The following is a 14,257-nucleotide window of genomic DNA, read 5'->3' as shown; positions in this document are numbered from 1 at the left end:
CTTTCAGGTTGGCTGATACGAGCCGGGGCCGGTCGCATCCGCCTCCCTTTGAGCCAACAGAGTGATGCAATCTGACCGGGAACGGTTCTAAAAATTTTCCGTGGTTGCCGGAATGCCACGAATACGTTAATGGGGTCGGCAGGGTTTAAGCTTTTTAGTAACTTTTATAACGCTGCTGGGGCGGCGCGATTTCACGAAAGTGACGGAATGGTAGCGATCGGATTGTCCGGCCTGAAACGCAGTCTTGTCGTTTCTACGGTGCTCTGCTGCGGCGTGATGACCGGCTGCACGAGCGTCGAATACACCTCTCAGGCCGAATTGACCGCCGCTCAGACAGTCGTGCCGACACCCAAGCCCGGCGAAGACGCCACACTGGCCGCAATCCCGACGGCCGAGGGTGCATCTGGCCAGGCGGTCGCGGGCGCCATGCTTCCGCAAACGCAGACATCCCCCTCGCTGACCGCAGCGGCAATGCCGACGGTTACGGCGTCTCAGCCCGCCGATCTCACCATGCAGGCCGGTATACAGCCGGCAGCCTATGCGCAGATCCCGCTGACGCCCGAGATGACGGCGATCCAATCTGTCGTGCCGACGCCGCGTCCGGTGACCCCGGCACAGCCGGCGACGCAGCTTGCCTTTGCCGCGACGCCACAGAACAATGCGCTTGCAGCGCTTGCGGCAGTCGACACGACGCCGCGTTCCAGCATGGATTACGGCTTCGACGAGTCAGGGCCGATCGATCCGCCGACGGCTCCGCCAATGTTCAGCGATGACGATAAGGACGACGCGCCGACCGTCGAGAAGAGTTTCGTCACCAAGCTCATCCAGAAATATTCGAAGATTTACGCGATTCCCGAGACGCTGCTCCACCGCATCGTCCATCGCGAGAGCCGCTACAATCCGAAGGCTTACAACAGGCGCGGCTATTTCGGCCTTATGCAGATCAAGTATAATACTGCCAAATCGATGGGCTATGACGGTGCGCCGGGCGGCCTCTTCGATGCCGAGACCAACATCAAATATGCCGCGAAATATCTGCGTGGCGCCTGGCTCGTCTCCGACAACAAGGAAGATGATGCCGTCCGCCTCTATGCGCGGGGCTATTATTATGACGCCAAGCGCAAGGGCATGAACGACATTGCCCAGGGCAATTACTGATAACCACAAAAAAACGGATTCGATGCTGCCGCCTATGGCTGCGTCTCGACCTGCCGCTCTGATCCGGCCTGCTGTTGCGGCACCCGCGATTGCGGCGACGCCCCCAGGACCGCCTTGAGAAGCGCCTGCGGCTGATAGCCGAGCCAGCCCGGCGTCAGGCCCAGCCGGACGACGACCAGATTGGCGGAAGGCACGATCGCCATGCTTTGCCCGTCATGCCCCGTCAGCCAGAACGTATCCTCCGGCAGCCCGAACGCGGCGTTCGAGCTGCCGGGCGCAAGCCACGCCTGGCCTTGCGTATAGCGGCCGTTCGACGCTGCCGTCGGCGTCCGCATGGCGCCGACGAACCCCTCCGGCAGCAGTCGCCGGCCATTCCAGACACCATCCTGCAGCAGGAACTGTCCGAAGCGCGCCCAGTCATGCGCCGTCGCGTAGAGATAGGAGCTTCCGACAAAGGTGCCGCGCGCGTCGAGTTCGAAGACGGCGCTGCTCATGCCGAGCGGGAAGAAGAGCGCGTCATGCGGATAAGAAAGGGCTGCTTGCGCATTGCCGACCTTGTTCATCCAGATGCGTGACAAGAGTACCGCCGTGCCGCTCGAATAGCGGAAGCGCTGACCGGGTGCCGCCTCCATCGGCGCATTGGCCGGCAGCGATACCATGTCGGGATCGAGATAAAGCATACGCGTCACATCGGCGACGCTGCCATAATCCTCATTGAAGGCAAGGCCGCTCTCCATGCCGAGCAGGTCGGAGACCTTGATCCTGGAGCGCTGATCGTCCTTCCATTGCGCCATCAAGTGATCGTCGTCGAAGGAAACCTTTCCATCGAGCATCAGCCGGCCGAGGATGGCTGCGTTCACCGTCTTCGTCATCGACCAGCCGATTAGCGGCGTCTTCGCCGAAAATCCGCGGCCATAGGCTTCGGCGACGATACGGCCGTCGCGCACCACCACGATCGCCCGCATCGCCGGGCCGGCAAAGCGGGCATCGGCCAGCACCGCGGCGATCTTGGCATCCGGCTGATTGCCGCTGCCCTCGCCTTGCGGCCATACCGCGTCGCTCGCCTGCATCTTGGCCGGTGCATCGAACGGCACCGCGTTCATCGCCGCCTCGAAATTGCCATCCGGCACGCTGGTGCAGCCGAGACTGCCGCGATAGAGCGCATAACTCGATGCGAACAGCCCCATGAAGCGCGCCGTCACCCGGCCGCTGTCGCGCTCGACACTGACGCGCACCAGCCTCAGCAGCGGATTTCCCGGCGCCTGGACGTCGTCATGCAGCACATCGTCGGCATCCCGGCCGGCAATGAAGACATTCGAGCAGACGATCTTGGCGGCGTAGCCATCCCCGACGCGCAACAGCTCCGGCGGCCGGGCGAAGAGCCAGCCGGTCCCGGCGGCGATGATGAGAACCACAAGGAGAGCAAGCGCCTTCAGGATACGCAGCACAAATCGCATGGCATTCCTCCATGACGGGAGAGAAGCAGGAATTGCGCCGGTCGGAAAGAGGCCGGCGCGAAGAAGGCGCGCCATTCCGATCACTCTTCATTGATGCCGGAGGCCTCCCGAACCGGCGCCCACAGCCCGCGTCATCAAACTGTAGCAGTGGCGCGCTACACGCCCTGAACGCTAAAAAGGTGACAGACTCATGTCAGAATTTGCACCGGATGCCGGCTTCCGCAAGAACCGGAAACTTAAGGACGCCCTTCTCCGCCACAAGGCTTTTTCGAAGGAAGGTTTTTCCGAGCGTCTCTTCGGCCTCCTCTTCTCCGGCCTCGTCTACCCGCAGATCTGGGAAGATCCGGATCTCGACATGCAGGCGATGGAGCTGAAGCCCAACCATCGCATCGTCACCATCGGCTCCGGCGGCTGCAACATGCTCGCCTATCTCTCTAAGGCGCCGGCCTCGATCGACGTCGTCGATCTCAACCCGCACCATATCGCGCTGAACCGTCTGAAGCTTGCCGCCTTCAAGCATCTGCCGGACCATGCCGACCTCGTCCGCTTCCTGGCTATGCCGAACGAAAAGTCGAACAGCCGCGCCTACGACCGGCATCTTGCCGCCAGGCTCGACGAGGCGACCCGCAGCTACTGGAACGGCCGCAAGTTCGGCCGCCGCCGCGTCACCGTCTTCGACCGCAACATCTATGAAACCGGCCTGCTCGGCCGCTTCATCGGCGCAGCCCACCTTCTTGCCCGCCTGCACGGCGTCAAGCTGCGCGAGATGACCAAGACCCGCTCGATCCGCGAGCAGCGCCAGTTCTTCGATGAGCAGATCGCGCCGCTTTTCGAAAAGCCAGTCGTTCGCTGGATTACCGGCCGCAAGAGTTCGCTCTTCGGCCTCGGCATTCCGCCGCAGCAATATGACGAACTTGCAAGCCTCGCCGCCGATCATTCGATCGCGCCGGTGCTGAAGCACCGCCTGGAAAAGCTCGCCTGTCATTTCCCGATGCGCGATAACTATTTCGCCTGGCAGGCCTTCGGCCGCCGCTACGGCACGCAAGAAGAAGGCCCGCTGCCGACCTATCTGAGGCCGGAGCACTATGAGGTAATCCGCGCCAATGTCGACCGCGTCAACGTTCACCACGCAAGCTTCACCGAGCTTCTGGCCCGCGAACCTGCCGCCTCGCGCGACCGCTACATCCTGCTCGACGCGCAGGACTGGATGACCGACGGGCAGTTGAACGATGTTTGGCGGGAAATCACCCGCACGGCGCGCGACGGCGCCCGGGTGATCTTCCGTACCGCCGCCGAAAAGAGCGTCATCGAAGGCCGCGTGTCTCCGTCGATCTGCGACCAGTGGGACTATTTCGAAGAGAAGTCCCGCGAACTGACCGCGCTCGATCGCTCGGCGATCTATGGCGGCTTCCACATTTACGGGAAAAAGGCGTGAGCGAGATCGGCACCGAGACGGCGGGAATGAGCGACGAACATGCCAGCCTGATGGATGGCATGTACCGCTACCAGCGCCATATCTACGACCTGACGCGCAAGTATTACCTTCTCGGCCGCGACAGCACGATCCGCAATCTTGACGTGCCCGAGGGCGGCACCATGCTCGAAGTCGGCTGCGGCACCGGCCGCAACATGGCCTTCGCTCACAGGCATTTTCCGGCCGCCAAGCTGTTCGGCCTCGACATTTCCCAGGAAATGCTGATTTCGGCCCGCAAGACCTTCGCCACCAAGTCGACGATTCCGGAATTCCGCGTCGCCGACGCCACGGCCTTTACGCCGCGCGAATTCGGCGTCAGCGGTTTCGACCGCATCCTGATCTCCTATGCCCTGTCGATGATCCCGGACTGGGAGCGCGCCCTCGATGCGTCGATCGCCGCGCTCAATCCCGGCGGCCAGCTTCATATCGTCGATTTCGGCCAACAGGAAGGTCTGCCGCGCTGGTTCCGCCGCATGCTGCAGTCCTGGCTTGCAAAATTCCACGTCACCCCGCGCTCCGATCTGCGGGAGGTTCTGGAAGCGCTGGCTGAGGAGCACAATGCGCGGTTGTCGTTCGAAACCGTCGGCGGCGGTTATGCCTGGCGGGCGGCTATTATCAGCAAGCGCGCATAATTCGCTTGAAACTAACCGATTTTTTACGTTGATATGGTGAAAAGAGGGTTATTCCCTCTGCGGGACTTGTCTTTTTCGAAGGTCAGGCTGTGGGGCAAAGAGATCATTCGGTTTACGACGGGATACCCATGCGCCGGCTTTTGTTTTGCGTTGTGCCCCTGGCCATCCTCCTGGCGGGCTGCTCCTCTTCCGGCCACGACTATCTTGAAACCGCATCAATCAAGCCGAAGACGCGCTTCCAGGACACCGATCCGCAGGATTTTGGCCCTAAGCATCCGCAGCAGAACGCGATCCACGGCATCGACATTTCCAAATGGCAGGGCGATATCGATTGGGCGACGGTGAAGAATTCCGGCGTCGCCTTTGCCTTCATCAAGGCGACGGAGGGCAAGGACAGGGTCGATCCCCGATTCGACGAATACTGGCGCGAAGCCCGCAATGCCGGCATTCCGCATGCCCCCTATCATTTCTACTATTTCTGCTCTTCGGCCGATGAGCAGGCCGACTGGTTCATCCGTAACGTGCCGAAGGAGGCCATGCGGCTGCCGCCGGTGCTCGACGTCGAATGGAACGCCGAATCGAAGACCTGCCGCTACCGCCCCGACGCGGAAACGGTGCGCGCCGAAATGCAGCGCTTCATGGACCGGCTGGAGGCCTATTACGGCAAGCGCCCAATCATCTACACCTCGGTCGATTTCCACCGCGAGAATCTTGCCGGCTATTTCCAGGATTATCATTTCTGGGTCCGATCGGTGGCGAAACATCCCGAGGTGACCTATTCCGACCGCCGCTGGGCCTTCTGGCAATATACCTCGACCGGCGTCATTCCCGGCATCAAGGGACCGACCGACATCAACGTCTTTGCCGGCAGCGCAAAGAACTGGAACAATTGGGTCGCCGCCGTTTCCAAGGATAGAAATTCTTAGTAACGTCTTTCAATGTTTCTTGCTTCCGTCACATTCCTCTGGGAAAGCGGCGGACATCCAATTGCTATAAGGACCGCATCCATGCACCGCTCGCTCACAAGCCGCTCTGCACTCGCCCTCCTGTTTGCCTTTACTTTTGCCGGCGGCGCGGCCGCCCAGCAGGCGCCTGCTGCCTCCGCCCCCTCGGCAGCGCCCTGCGGCGGCGATCTGTCCACCTTCCTTGAAGGCGTCAAGACCGATGCGATTGCCGCCGGCGCCAGCGCCGCGGCCGCTGACGAGGCGCTTGCCGGCGCCGAGATTGATCCCAAAGTGCTCAGCCGGGATCGCGCCCAGGGCGTCTTCAAGCAGACCTTCCTCGAATTCTCCCAGCGCACCGTCAGCCAGGCCCGCCTCGACATCGGCCGCCAGAAGATGAAGCAATATGCCGACGTCTTTGCCCGGGCCGAGCAGGAATTCGGCGTTCCCGCAGGCGTCATCACCGCCTTCTGGGCAATGGAGACCGATTTCGGCGCCGTCCAGGGCGATTTCAATACCCGCAACGCGCTGGTGACGCTGTCACACGATTGCCGTCGCCCGGAGCTCTTCCGCCCGCAGCTGATCGCTCTCGTCGAGATGGTCCAGCACGGCGACCTCGATCCCGCCACCAACACCGGCGCCTGGGCTGGCGAGATCGGCCAGGTGCAGATGCTGCCGCGCGACATCATCGCCTACGGCATGGATGGCGACGGCGACGGCCATATCCGCCTGAAGCAGAGCAGCCCGGACGCCATCCTGACGGCGGCGAAATTCATCGAGCATCTCGGCTTCGAGCGCGGCCAGCCCTGGCTGCAGGAAGTCACCGTGCCCGATAACCTGCCCTGGGAGAAGTCCGGCCTCGGCGGCACGATGAAGGCCGGCGAATGGTTCGCGCTCGGCGTCAAGCCGCGCGACGGCAACACCGGCTTCGGTGATCTCGAAGGCGACCTCATCCTGCCGCAGGGCCGCATGGGACCGGCCTTCATCGCCTATCCGAATTTCAAGATCTATCTCGAATGGAACAAGTCGTTCATCTACACGACGTCGGCCGCCTATTTCGCGACTCGGCTCTCCGGCGCCCCGACCTATCTCAAGGGCACGCCTGAACAGGGTCTTGCCAGTGACCAGATGAAGACGCTGCAGACCAAGCTCCAGTCACTCGGGCACGATGTCGGCGAGATCGACGGCATCCTCGGCTCCGGCACGCGTATCGCAATCCAGAAGGAACAGCAGCGCCTCGGCATACCGGCCGACGGCTGGGCAACGCCGGCGCTTCTCAACGCTCTCTGATCGCCGCTGCCGCTCCGCCGCTCGCTTCGCAAGAAACGGGTGGCGTCACGCGCCGTCGGCGTTAAAGCTGATGATGAGGATCCGCGATCGCGTTTCGACGCGACGGCGGCGACGCGGCTCGGGATGGAGGAAGGCGGCATGGACAACAGAATGAATGCCTGGACCTGGAGCCTGCTGCTCCTGCTCGGTCTCATCTGGGGCGGCTCTTTCTTCTTTGCCAGCATCGCCGTCCAGCATGTCCCGCCGTTGACCCTCGTCTTCCTCCGTCTGCTGCTGGCCGGGATTGCGCTGCACATCTACATCGCCAGCCGTTTCGGCATCTATCCAATCCTGAAGGCCCGCTGGCGCGAATTCCTGATCCTCGGCCTTATCAACAATGCCCTGCCGCACGCTCTGATCTTCTTCGGCCAGACCCGCATCGGCGGCGGACTTGCGGCGATCCTGAACGCGACGACGCCGATTTGGACCGTGTTGATCGCCAACTACGTCACATCAGACGAGAAGCTGACATCTGCCAAGATTGCCGGCTGCCTCGTCGGCCTGGTCGGAACGATCGTGCTGATCAGCCCCAGCCTGTCGGCCAGTGGCGAAGCGCCGCTCTGGGCGCTGCTGCTTCCAGTACTTGCCGCCGTCTCCTATGGGTTTGCAGCCACCTACGGCAAGCGGTTCAAGAATATTCCGGCCCCCGTCACCGCAGCCGGCCAGCTGACGGCGTCCTCGTTGATCACTTTGCCGTTGTCGCTCTTGGCCGATCGCCCCTGGACGCTCCCCATGCCGTCGCTCGATATCGTCGTCGCCGTGCTGGCGCTGGCGCTGGTGTCGACCGCCTTCGCCTATATTCTCTATTTCCGGATCATGGCGGCGGCCGGCGCCACCAACGCCTCGCTCGTCACGCTGCTGGTGCCGCCGAGCGCAATCCTTCTCGGCGTGCTTTTCCTCGGCGAGCGGCTCACACTTGCCGAATTCGCCGGGATGGCGCTGATCGGTTTCGGCCTCGTCATTCTCGATGGCCGTGCTTATCGCCTTTTGGCCAGGGCAGCGTGAAGAATGGTTGCAAATCCCGCGTGATTTCAACCGCTTGGCTCCACGCCATGTTTCAGGCGCATAGGTAAATCGGCAATCGCCCGATTTAACCGCATGTTAAATTCTGTGAATAAGATTTTGTGGCGAATAGGCCTTGAACTTCAACAGTTTGCAGATTCACTGTTCGATTTATCCACCGCCTCGTTCTGCGGTGCAGCATAGATTCCGCTTCCCAACCGACACATTTCCGACATATTATTGGCAGGTTAACGCGAGGAGACAGACATGGGACTCACGCAATCCTTGAATGTTCTGTTGGTCAGTGCAGCGTTTGTCTTCGTCCTGTCCATGCTCTTTATCTGAGCTGGCCGGCGGGGTTGACGACTGGTAGTACCTGAACTCCCCTGATCAATCCGCCAATGAAAAAGCGCATGTCCCGCCCGACATGCGCTTTTCACTTTGATGGACGCGGAAAATCAGGCAGCTGCGCCGGCGTTTTTTGCCGCCCGGCGGGAGAGGCCGAGATTGTCGAGCACGGCGGAAACCAGCGGCGAACGGTTCATCGTATAGAGATGGAAATCGCGGATGCCGCGCCGGACGAGATCTTCGATCTGCTCGGCGGCGACATCGGCTGCCACCTTCGCCCGCTCTTCGGGTTTGTCGTCAAAGCCCGCAAAACGCTCGTCGAGGAAGCCGGGGATGATCGCGCCGCAGGCGCCGGCGAAACGCTTGAGCTGCGTCAGGTTCTGGATCGGCATGATGCCCGGTATGATCGGGATCGAGATGCCGGCCCGGCGCACCCGCTCCAGGTAACGCTCGAAATTGTCGTTGTCGAAGAAGAACTGCGTCAGCGCGCGGTCGGCGCCGTTGTCGGCCTTACGTTTCAGCATGTCGATATCGGCGGCTGTATCGCGGCTCTCCGGATGCTTTTCCGGATAGGCGGAGACTGAGATTTCGAAATCGCCAATCGCCTTGAGGCCGGCCACGAGCTCGGCCGCATTCGCGTAACCGCCCGGATGCGGCTGGTAGGGCGCGCCGGCGCCGCCCGGCGCATCGCCGCGCAGCGCCACGAAATGCGTCACGCCGACCTTGCGGAAGGTCTCGATCATCTGATGCGTCTCTTCCTTCGTCGCACCGACGCAGGTCAGGTGCGAAGCGGTTGCAAGCGGCGTCTGCGACAGGAAACGCGTGACGGCGGTCAGCGTCGGCGCCTTGGTGGTGCCGCCGGCGCCATAAGTCACCGAGACGAAATCCGGATCCCAGTCCTGCAGCTCGCTGACGGTATTCCAGAGCTGGCCTTCCATCTCTTCCGATTTCGGCGGGAAGAATTCGAAGGAGATCCCGATGTCGCGCGCCTGCGCTTCGTTTTTCAAAGCCATGTCATACTCTCCCGGCAAATGTAGGTTCGGCGCCTTCGCTCGTCTGCGAAGCCATGAGGCGCCTCGGATCGCGCGCGAGCCAGACGGTGACCGTCAGCCCCTGCCCGCTCTGCTGACCCGGATGAAGATCGACGACCTGCTCGACATCGAGCCCGGCCTTGCGCAGCCAGTCGGACATCGTCTGGTGCGAAAAGCCGAGACGCACATGCGCATGCTCGTCGCGGAGATATTCGAGCGTATGCGGCGCAAGATCGATGACCACAAGCCGGCCGCCCGGCCGCAGCATGCGCGCCGCTTCGGCGATGGCAATCTCCGGCTGATCGAAGAAATGCAGTACCTGATGGATCGTCACCAGGTCGAAATCCTGTCCCTCGAACGGCAGGTTCAGAATATCGGCGTGGCGCACACTGGCTTTGGTGATGCGGGACTTGTCGAGATTGGCGCGCGCCACGCTCAGCATGTCGCGGCTGGCGTCGACGCCGATCGCCCGGCGGTAGAGCCCGGACAGAAGTTCGAGGATGCGGCCTGTGCCGGTGCCGAGATCGAGCAGCGAATCGATCGGCTGGCTGCCGAGCAGCCGAATGACCGCCGCATCGACTTCCTCGTCGGCCGCATGCAGGCGGCGAAGCTCGTCCCATTCTGCCGCGTTGCGGCTGAAATAGGCCTGTGCCCGCTCGGCCCGTTGGCGTTTGACCGCCGACAGCCGCTCGCCGTCGCGCAGGACGGTCGGATCGTTCTCAGAGACATGCTTCAGCAGCGCTCGCACGAGCATTGCCGCCTTGCCGTCCTGCTTGAGGCGGAAATAGGCCCAGGCGCCCTCCTGGTAGCGTTCTATCAGCTCGGCTTCGCCGAGCAGCTTCAGATGGCGGGAGATACGCGGCTGGGACTGGCCGAGAATTTCGGTCAGATCGGTCACCGTCAGATCGCCGGCGTCGAGAAGCGCCAGAAGACGCAGGCGCGTCGGTTCGCCGGCCGCCTTCAAGACGTCCACCAGGCCATCCAGTCCAAGCTTCAGGGGTTCACTCATCACTCGCCCAATCAACATATAAAGATATCTTTATGTGATTTGAAAAGCGGTGGCAAGCGTCAATTCGCACTCTCCGCGAAATTGCCTGCTCAAATTGCGACAGAGCCTGATACGAAAAAGCCCCAGCCGAATGAACTGACCCCCGAAAGTTGGACATCAACCTTCGGGGGTCAGTTCAGAACCGGGGCTTTCGCAATCGAAAAAGGGACGATCAGCGCGTCAGACGCTTATGGGCCTGGCTGCCCGGGTTGAGCGCGTCCGGGCCGAGGCGGCGGACCTTATCCTCTTCATAATCCTCGAAGTTGCCTTCGAACCATTCGACATGGCCTTCGCCTTCGAAAGCGAGAATGTGCGTCGCCAGACGGTCGAGGAACATGCGGTCGTGGCTGATGATGATGGCGCAGCCGGCAAAATTCTCCAGCGCGTTTTCAAGCGCGCCCAGCGTTTCCGTGTCGAGGTCGTTGGTCGGTTCGTCGAGCAGCAGGACATTGCCGCCCGCCTTCAGCATCTTGGCGAGATGAACGCGGTTGCGCTGACCGCCAGAGAGATTGCCGACCTTCTGCTGCTGATCGCCGCCCTTGAAGTTGAAGGCGCCGCAATAGGCACGAGAGTTCATGTCGAACTTGCCGAGCTTGATGATTTCGGCGCCGCCGGAAATTTCCTCCCAGACCGTCTTGTCGCCGGCAAGCGCGTCACGGCTCTGGTCGACATAGCCGAGATGCACGGTCTCGCCTATGCGGATCGTACCGCTGTCCGGCTTTTCCTGGCCGGTGATCATCTTGAACAGCGTCGTCTTGCCGGCGCCGTTCGGGCCGATGACGCCGACGATGCCGCCCGGCGGCAGCTTGATCGACAGGTCGTTGATCAGCGTGCGGCCCTCGAAGCCCTTGGTGATGCCTTCCATCTCGATGACCACCTGGCCAAGCCGTTCGCTGACCGGGATGATGATCTGCGCGTCGCCGGGACGCTGCTTCTCGGCGGCATCCACCAGCTGCTCGTAAGACTTGATGCGGGCCTTCGACTTGGCCTGGCGGGCCTTAGGGCTGGAGGCGATCCATTCCCGTTCGCGGCTGATCGCCTTCTGGCGCGAGGCCTCCTCGCGACCCTCCTGCTCCATGCGCTTGGCCTTCGCCAGCAGATAGGCCGAATAGTTGCCTTCGTAGGGGATGCCGCGGCCGCGGTCGAGTTCGAGGATCCATCCGGTGACGTTGTCGAGGAAGTAGCGATCATGGGTGATCATCATCACCGCGCCGGGATAGTCGCGCAGATGCTTTTCGAGCCAGGCGATGGTTTCGGCGTCGAGATGGTTGGTCGGTTCGTCGAGCAACAGCAGATCCGGCTGCGAAAGCAGCAGGCGGCAGAGCGCGATACGGCGGCGTTCACCACCGGACAGGCTGGTGACATCGGCGTCGCGCGGCGGGCAGCGCAGCGCTTCCATCGCCATCTCGACCTGGCTTTCCAGGTCCCAGAGGTTCTGGCTGTCGATGATGTCCTGCAGCTTGGCGCCCTCTTCCGCGGTCTCGTCGGAATAGTTCATCATCAATTCGTTGTAGCGATCGAGGATCGCCGTCTTCGAGGCAACGCCTTCCATGACGTTTTCGAACACCGTCTTGTTCGGGTCGAGACGCGGTTCCTGCTCGAGATAGCCGACCGTGGCACCCTCGGCCAGCCAGGCTTCGCCGGTATACTCCTTGTCCTGGCCGGCAATGATGCGCAACACAGTGGATTTACCGGCGCCGTTCGGCCCGAGGATGCCGATCTTGGCATCCGGGTAGAAGGAAAGGTGGATGTTCTCCAGGATCTTCTTGTTGCCATAGGCCTTGTTGAGGCCGGACATATGATAGATGAATTGACGTGCCATGCTGCGCTGCTCCGGGCGGGAAACTTCGTTTCGTGCCGCTATGTAGGCGAAACAGCGCCTGTGGGCAACGCCGAAACCCGGTTTAGGCCGGATTCCGGTCAGAAGCCCGCCGCATCGACGACACCTTCATCGCAGCCGAAAGAGGTTTTTCCCGCCCCCTGGATCAGATCGCCGAGGCCGGCGCTTTTCGCCGACGCCGATCCGGCAGCCTCCGAAAGCCCGATCGTCAGGCCGCTGATCATCTTGACATTGCCGGCCCGCCGGCAGCTCATCTTGACGCGGTCGCCGGCGCCCTGCCCGAAGCTCTTGTCGAAAGCCGCCTTGATCGCCTCGGCCTTGACCGGTTTGCCGATATTAGCAGCGAAAAGCTCGCGCACCGCCGACGCGTTGAGCCCACCCAAGAGATGCACGCCGACGCCAAAATAATCCTCGGCGCTCATTTTCGTGCAGGTGCCATGCTTCGTCCATTCATGCCGTTCCAGGCCCGATTGCGTGCCTGGCATCGCCTTTACCAGCGCCGCCTGTGTCTCAGCCGAAAGCGTGACCTGAGGCAAGCTAGCCCATTTGCCGTCCTTGTCAGCGGCCTTCTGATCGTCGCTGACGCCGCAATAGTTCTGCCGCATCGGCCAAAGCCCGTGCAGCGAGAAGTTGGTAGCGTCATGGCGTTCGCCGGTCTGGCTTGCGCATTCGGCCTTCTTCTGGTTCGTCTGGCAGAAGGCGGGCTGCCAGCTCGCCGCAAGAATGAAACGGGTGCGCCCGTCGGGCTCCTGCGCCATGGAGGCGCCAGCAAGGGCCATGGATACGGCGAATGTCAAGGTACGCAACTGCATGCTGCTCATTTCAACCCCCATAGAAGAACAATGCGGGAACAGATAAGCACAAAGAGTAAACGTCCGCAACCCTGAATCGCAATACTCCTGTAATTTGTTATCGGTTGTTTCAAAGGCTTTAAAGCCACACCAAGGGACGCTCTGTCACTTTGAGTTGAAGCATAATACCTCAAATCGATTTCGCTTTGCGGAATTATGCGGTAGCGATCTGCTGTGCGGCTGGGAGAATCCGGATGTTTTCTGAAACGCAATGGCTCTCCGTGCCGGGAGCATCGCTGGCCTATCACCATGCCGAGGCCACCGGTCTCGCATGCGGCATTCTGTTGATATCGCACGGCCTGGCGGAGCACTCGAAGCGGTATCGCCGCTTTGCCGAGGCGATGGCGGCGCGTGGCTATCACGTCTATGCCCATGATCACCGCGGCCATGGCGAGACGACGGCGCCCGACGCTCCGATCGGCCGCTTCGCACGGCGGGACGGCGTCGAACGGGTGATCGGCGACATCATCGCCATGCGCACTAATGCAGCCTCGCGCCATCCCGGCCTGAAGGTGATCCTCTTCGGCCATTCGATGGGCGGCCTCATCGCGCTCAATGCCGCCGTCGCCGCACCGGCCGAATTCGATGCGGTCGCCGTCTGGAATGCCAATTTCGCCGTCGGTCTTGCCGGCCGCGCCGCCCAGGCGATCCTCATCGGCGAACGGATGCTGAAAGGTTCGGACGTGCCGAGCGGCCTCCTGCCGAAACTCACCTTCGCCGCCTGGGGCCGGTCCATTGCCGACCGCCGCACGGAATTCGACTGGCTTTCGCATATTCCCGACGAAGTCGACAAATATGTCGCCGATCCTCTTTGCGGCTTCGACGCCTCGGTTTCACTCTGGCTCGATGTCTTCGAACTGAGCTTCCGCGCACCGCAAAAGGTCCATCTCGACAGGCTGCGGCGCGACCTGCCGATCCATCTGGTCGGCGGCGCAGAAGATCCGGCGACCGAGCGTGGAAAAGCCGTGCTGTGGCTCTCAAACCATTTGAAACGTCAGGGCTTCTCCCGTATCAGCACGAAGATATATCAGGACATGCGGCACGAAACGCTGAATGACATCGGCGCAGAGGTAGCCGTTGCCGCCTTCGCGGACTGGTGCGATGGCGCGGTCGCCAAGAGCTGGAACGGCCAAAATCCCCGATGAC

Annotated in this window: 12 protein-coding genes; 7 read left to right on the top strand and 5 right to left on the bottom strand. The window is 61.8% G+C overall.

Features of this window, described 5'->3' with window-relative positions:
- Positions 1–207 precede the first annotated feature (207 nt).
- Positions 208–1,158 (top strand): lytic transglycosylase domain-containing protein, encoded by a 951-nt coding sequence (locus PYR71_RS10510; RefSeq protein WP_275619288.1) that lies wholly within the window; start codon positions 208–210, stop codon positions 1,156–1,158.
- 32 nt (positions 1,159–1,190) lie between these two features.
- Here the strand turns inward: PYR71_RS10510 and PYR71_RS10505 are convergent, their stop codons facing one another.
- Entirely contained in the window at positions 1,191–2,615 is a 1,425-nt protein-coding gene (locus tag PYR71_RS10505) for a serine hydrolase domain-containing protein (RefSeq protein ID WP_275619287.1), read from the bottom strand.
- Positions 2,616–2,805: 190 nt separating this feature from the next.
- Here PYR71_RS10505 and PYR71_RS10500 point away from each other — a divergent pair, with 190 nt between their 5' ends.
- From PYR71_RS10500 to PYR71_RS10480, 5 genes are all read left to right on the top strand, one after another.
- On the top strand, positions 2,806–4,050 hold the full coding sequence (locus PYR71_RS10500) for a BtaA family protein (protein WP_275619286.1): 1,245 nt from the start codon (positions 2,806–2,808) through the stop codon (positions 4,048–4,050).
- Positions 4,047–4,721 (top strand): class I SAM-dependent methyltransferase, encoded by a 675-nt coding sequence (locus PYR71_RS10495; protein ID WP_275619285.1) that lies wholly within the window; start codon positions 4,047–4,049, stop codon positions 4,719–4,721. The genes PYR71_RS10500 and PYR71_RS10495 overlap by 4 nt, the downstream gene beginning before the upstream one ends.
- Positions 4,722–4,849: 128 nt before the next feature.
- The gene (locus PYR71_RS10490; RefSeq protein ID WP_183912651.1) at positions 4,850–5,647 is read left to right on the top strand and encodes a glycoside hydrolase family 25 protein; all 798 of its coding nucleotides are present in this window, start codon (positions 4,850–4,852) and stop codon (positions 5,645–5,647) included.
- An 81-nt stretch (positions 5,648–5,728) separates the two neighbouring features.
- Positions 5,729–6,952: a lytic murein transglycosylase gene (locus tag PYR71_RS10485; RefSeq protein ID WP_275619284.1), complete on the top strand. Its 1,224-nt coding sequence runs from the start codon at positions 5,729–5,731 to the stop codon at positions 6,950–6,952.
- A gap of 138 nt (positions 6,953–7,090) precedes the next feature.
- On the top strand, positions 7,091–7,996 hold the full coding sequence (locus PYR71_RS10480) for a DMT family transporter (RefSeq protein WP_275619283.1): 906 nt from the start codon (positions 7,091–7,093) through the stop codon (positions 7,994–7,996).
- A gap of 455 nt (positions 7,997–8,451) precedes the next feature.
- Here the strand turns inward: PYR71_RS10480 and metF are convergent, their stop codons facing one another.
- The 4 genes from metF to PYR71_RS10460 all read right to left on the bottom strand — a co-directional run bounded on the left by metF (position 8,452) and on the right by PYR71_RS10460 (position 13,081).
- Positions 8,452–9,354 carry a methylenetetrahydrofolate reductase [NAD(P)H] gene (gene metF, locus PYR71_RS10475; RefSeq protein ID WP_183912648.1) on the bottom strand — a complete coding sequence of 301 codons (903 nt, stop codon included), beginning with the start codon at positions 9,352–9,354 and terminating at the stop codon, positions 8,452–8,454.
- 1 nt (position 9,355) lies between these two features.
- Positions 9,356–10,381 carry an ArsR/SmtB family transcription factor gene (locus PYR71_RS10470; RefSeq protein WP_275619282.1) on the bottom strand — a complete coding sequence of 342 codons (1,026 nt, stop codon included), beginning with the start codon at positions 10,379–10,381 and terminating at the stop codon, positions 9,356–9,358.
- Positions 10,382–10,592: 211 nt separating this feature from the next.
- Complete coding sequence (ettA, locus tag PYR71_RS10465) at positions 10,593–12,242, bottom strand: energy-dependent translational throttle protein EttA (RefSeq protein ID WP_183912646.1); 1,650 nt, start codon at positions 12,240–12,242, stop codon at positions 10,593–10,595.
- Positions 12,243–12,340: 98 nt separating this feature from the next.
- Positions 12,341–13,081 (bottom strand): ribonuclease T2 family protein, encoded by a 741-nt coding sequence (locus tag PYR71_RS10460; protein WP_275619281.1) that lies wholly within the window; start codon positions 13,079–13,081, stop codon positions 12,341–12,343.
- A gap of 224 nt (positions 13,082–13,305) precedes the next feature.
- Here PYR71_RS10460 and PYR71_RS10455 point away from each other — a divergent pair, with 224 nt between their 5' ends.
- Entirely contained in the window at positions 13,306–14,256 is a 951-nt protein-coding gene (locus tag PYR71_RS10455; RefSeq protein WP_275619280.1) for an alpha/beta fold hydrolase, read from the top strand.
- Position 14,257 lies beyond the last annotated feature (1 nt).

The sequence above is a fragment of the Rhizobium mulingense genome (genome assembly GCF_029194105.1).
GTDB lineage: Bacteria > Pseudomonadota > Alphaproteobacteria > Rhizobiales > Rhizobiaceae > Rhizobium > Rhizobium mulingense.
This window is presented reverse-complemented; position numbering and strand designations above follow the sequence as displayed.

Coding starts and splice junctions, on each gene's coding strand:
- PYR71_RS10510 (WP_275619288.1), top strand. CDS start 208: ATGGTAGCGATCGGATTGTCCGGCCTGAAACGCAGTCTTGTCGTTTCT.
- PYR71_RS10505 (WP_275619287.1), bottom strand. CDS start 2,615: ATGCGATTTGTGCTGCGTATCCTGAAGGCGCTTGCTCTCCTTGTGGTT.
- PYR71_RS10500 (WP_275619286.1), top strand. CDS start 2,806: ATGTCAGAATTTGCACCGGATGCCGGCTTCCGCAAGAACCGGAAACTT.
- PYR71_RS10490 (WP_183912651.1), top strand. CDS start 4,850: ATGCGCCGGCTTTTGTTTTGCGTTGTGCCCCTGGCCATCCTCCTGGCG.
- PYR71_RS10485 (WP_275619284.1), top strand. CDS start 5,729: ATGCACCGCTCGCTCACAAGCCGCTCTGCACTCGCCCTCCTGTTTGCC.
- PYR71_RS10480 (WP_275619283.1), top strand. CDS start 7,091: ATGGACAACAGAATGAATGCCTGGACCTGGAGCCTGCTGCTCCTGCTC.
- metF (WP_183912648.1), bottom strand. CDS start 9,354: ATGGCTTTGAAAAACGAAGCGCAGGCGCGCGACATCGGGATCTCCTTC.
- PYR71_RS10470 (WP_275619282.1), bottom strand. CDS start 10,381: ATGAGTGAACCCCTGAAGCTTGGACTGGATGGCCTGGTGGACGTCTTG.
- ettA (WP_183912646.1), bottom strand. CDS start 12,242: ATGGCACGTCAATTCATCTATCATATGTCCGGCCTCAACAAGGCCTAT.
- PYR71_RS10460 (WP_275619281.1), bottom strand. CDS start 13,081: ATGAGCAGCATGCAGTTGCGTACCTTGACATTCGCCGTATCCATGGCC.
- PYR71_RS10455 (WP_275619280.1), top strand. CDS start 13,306: ATGTTTTCTGAAACGCAATGGCTCTCCGTGCCGGGAGCATCGCTGGCC.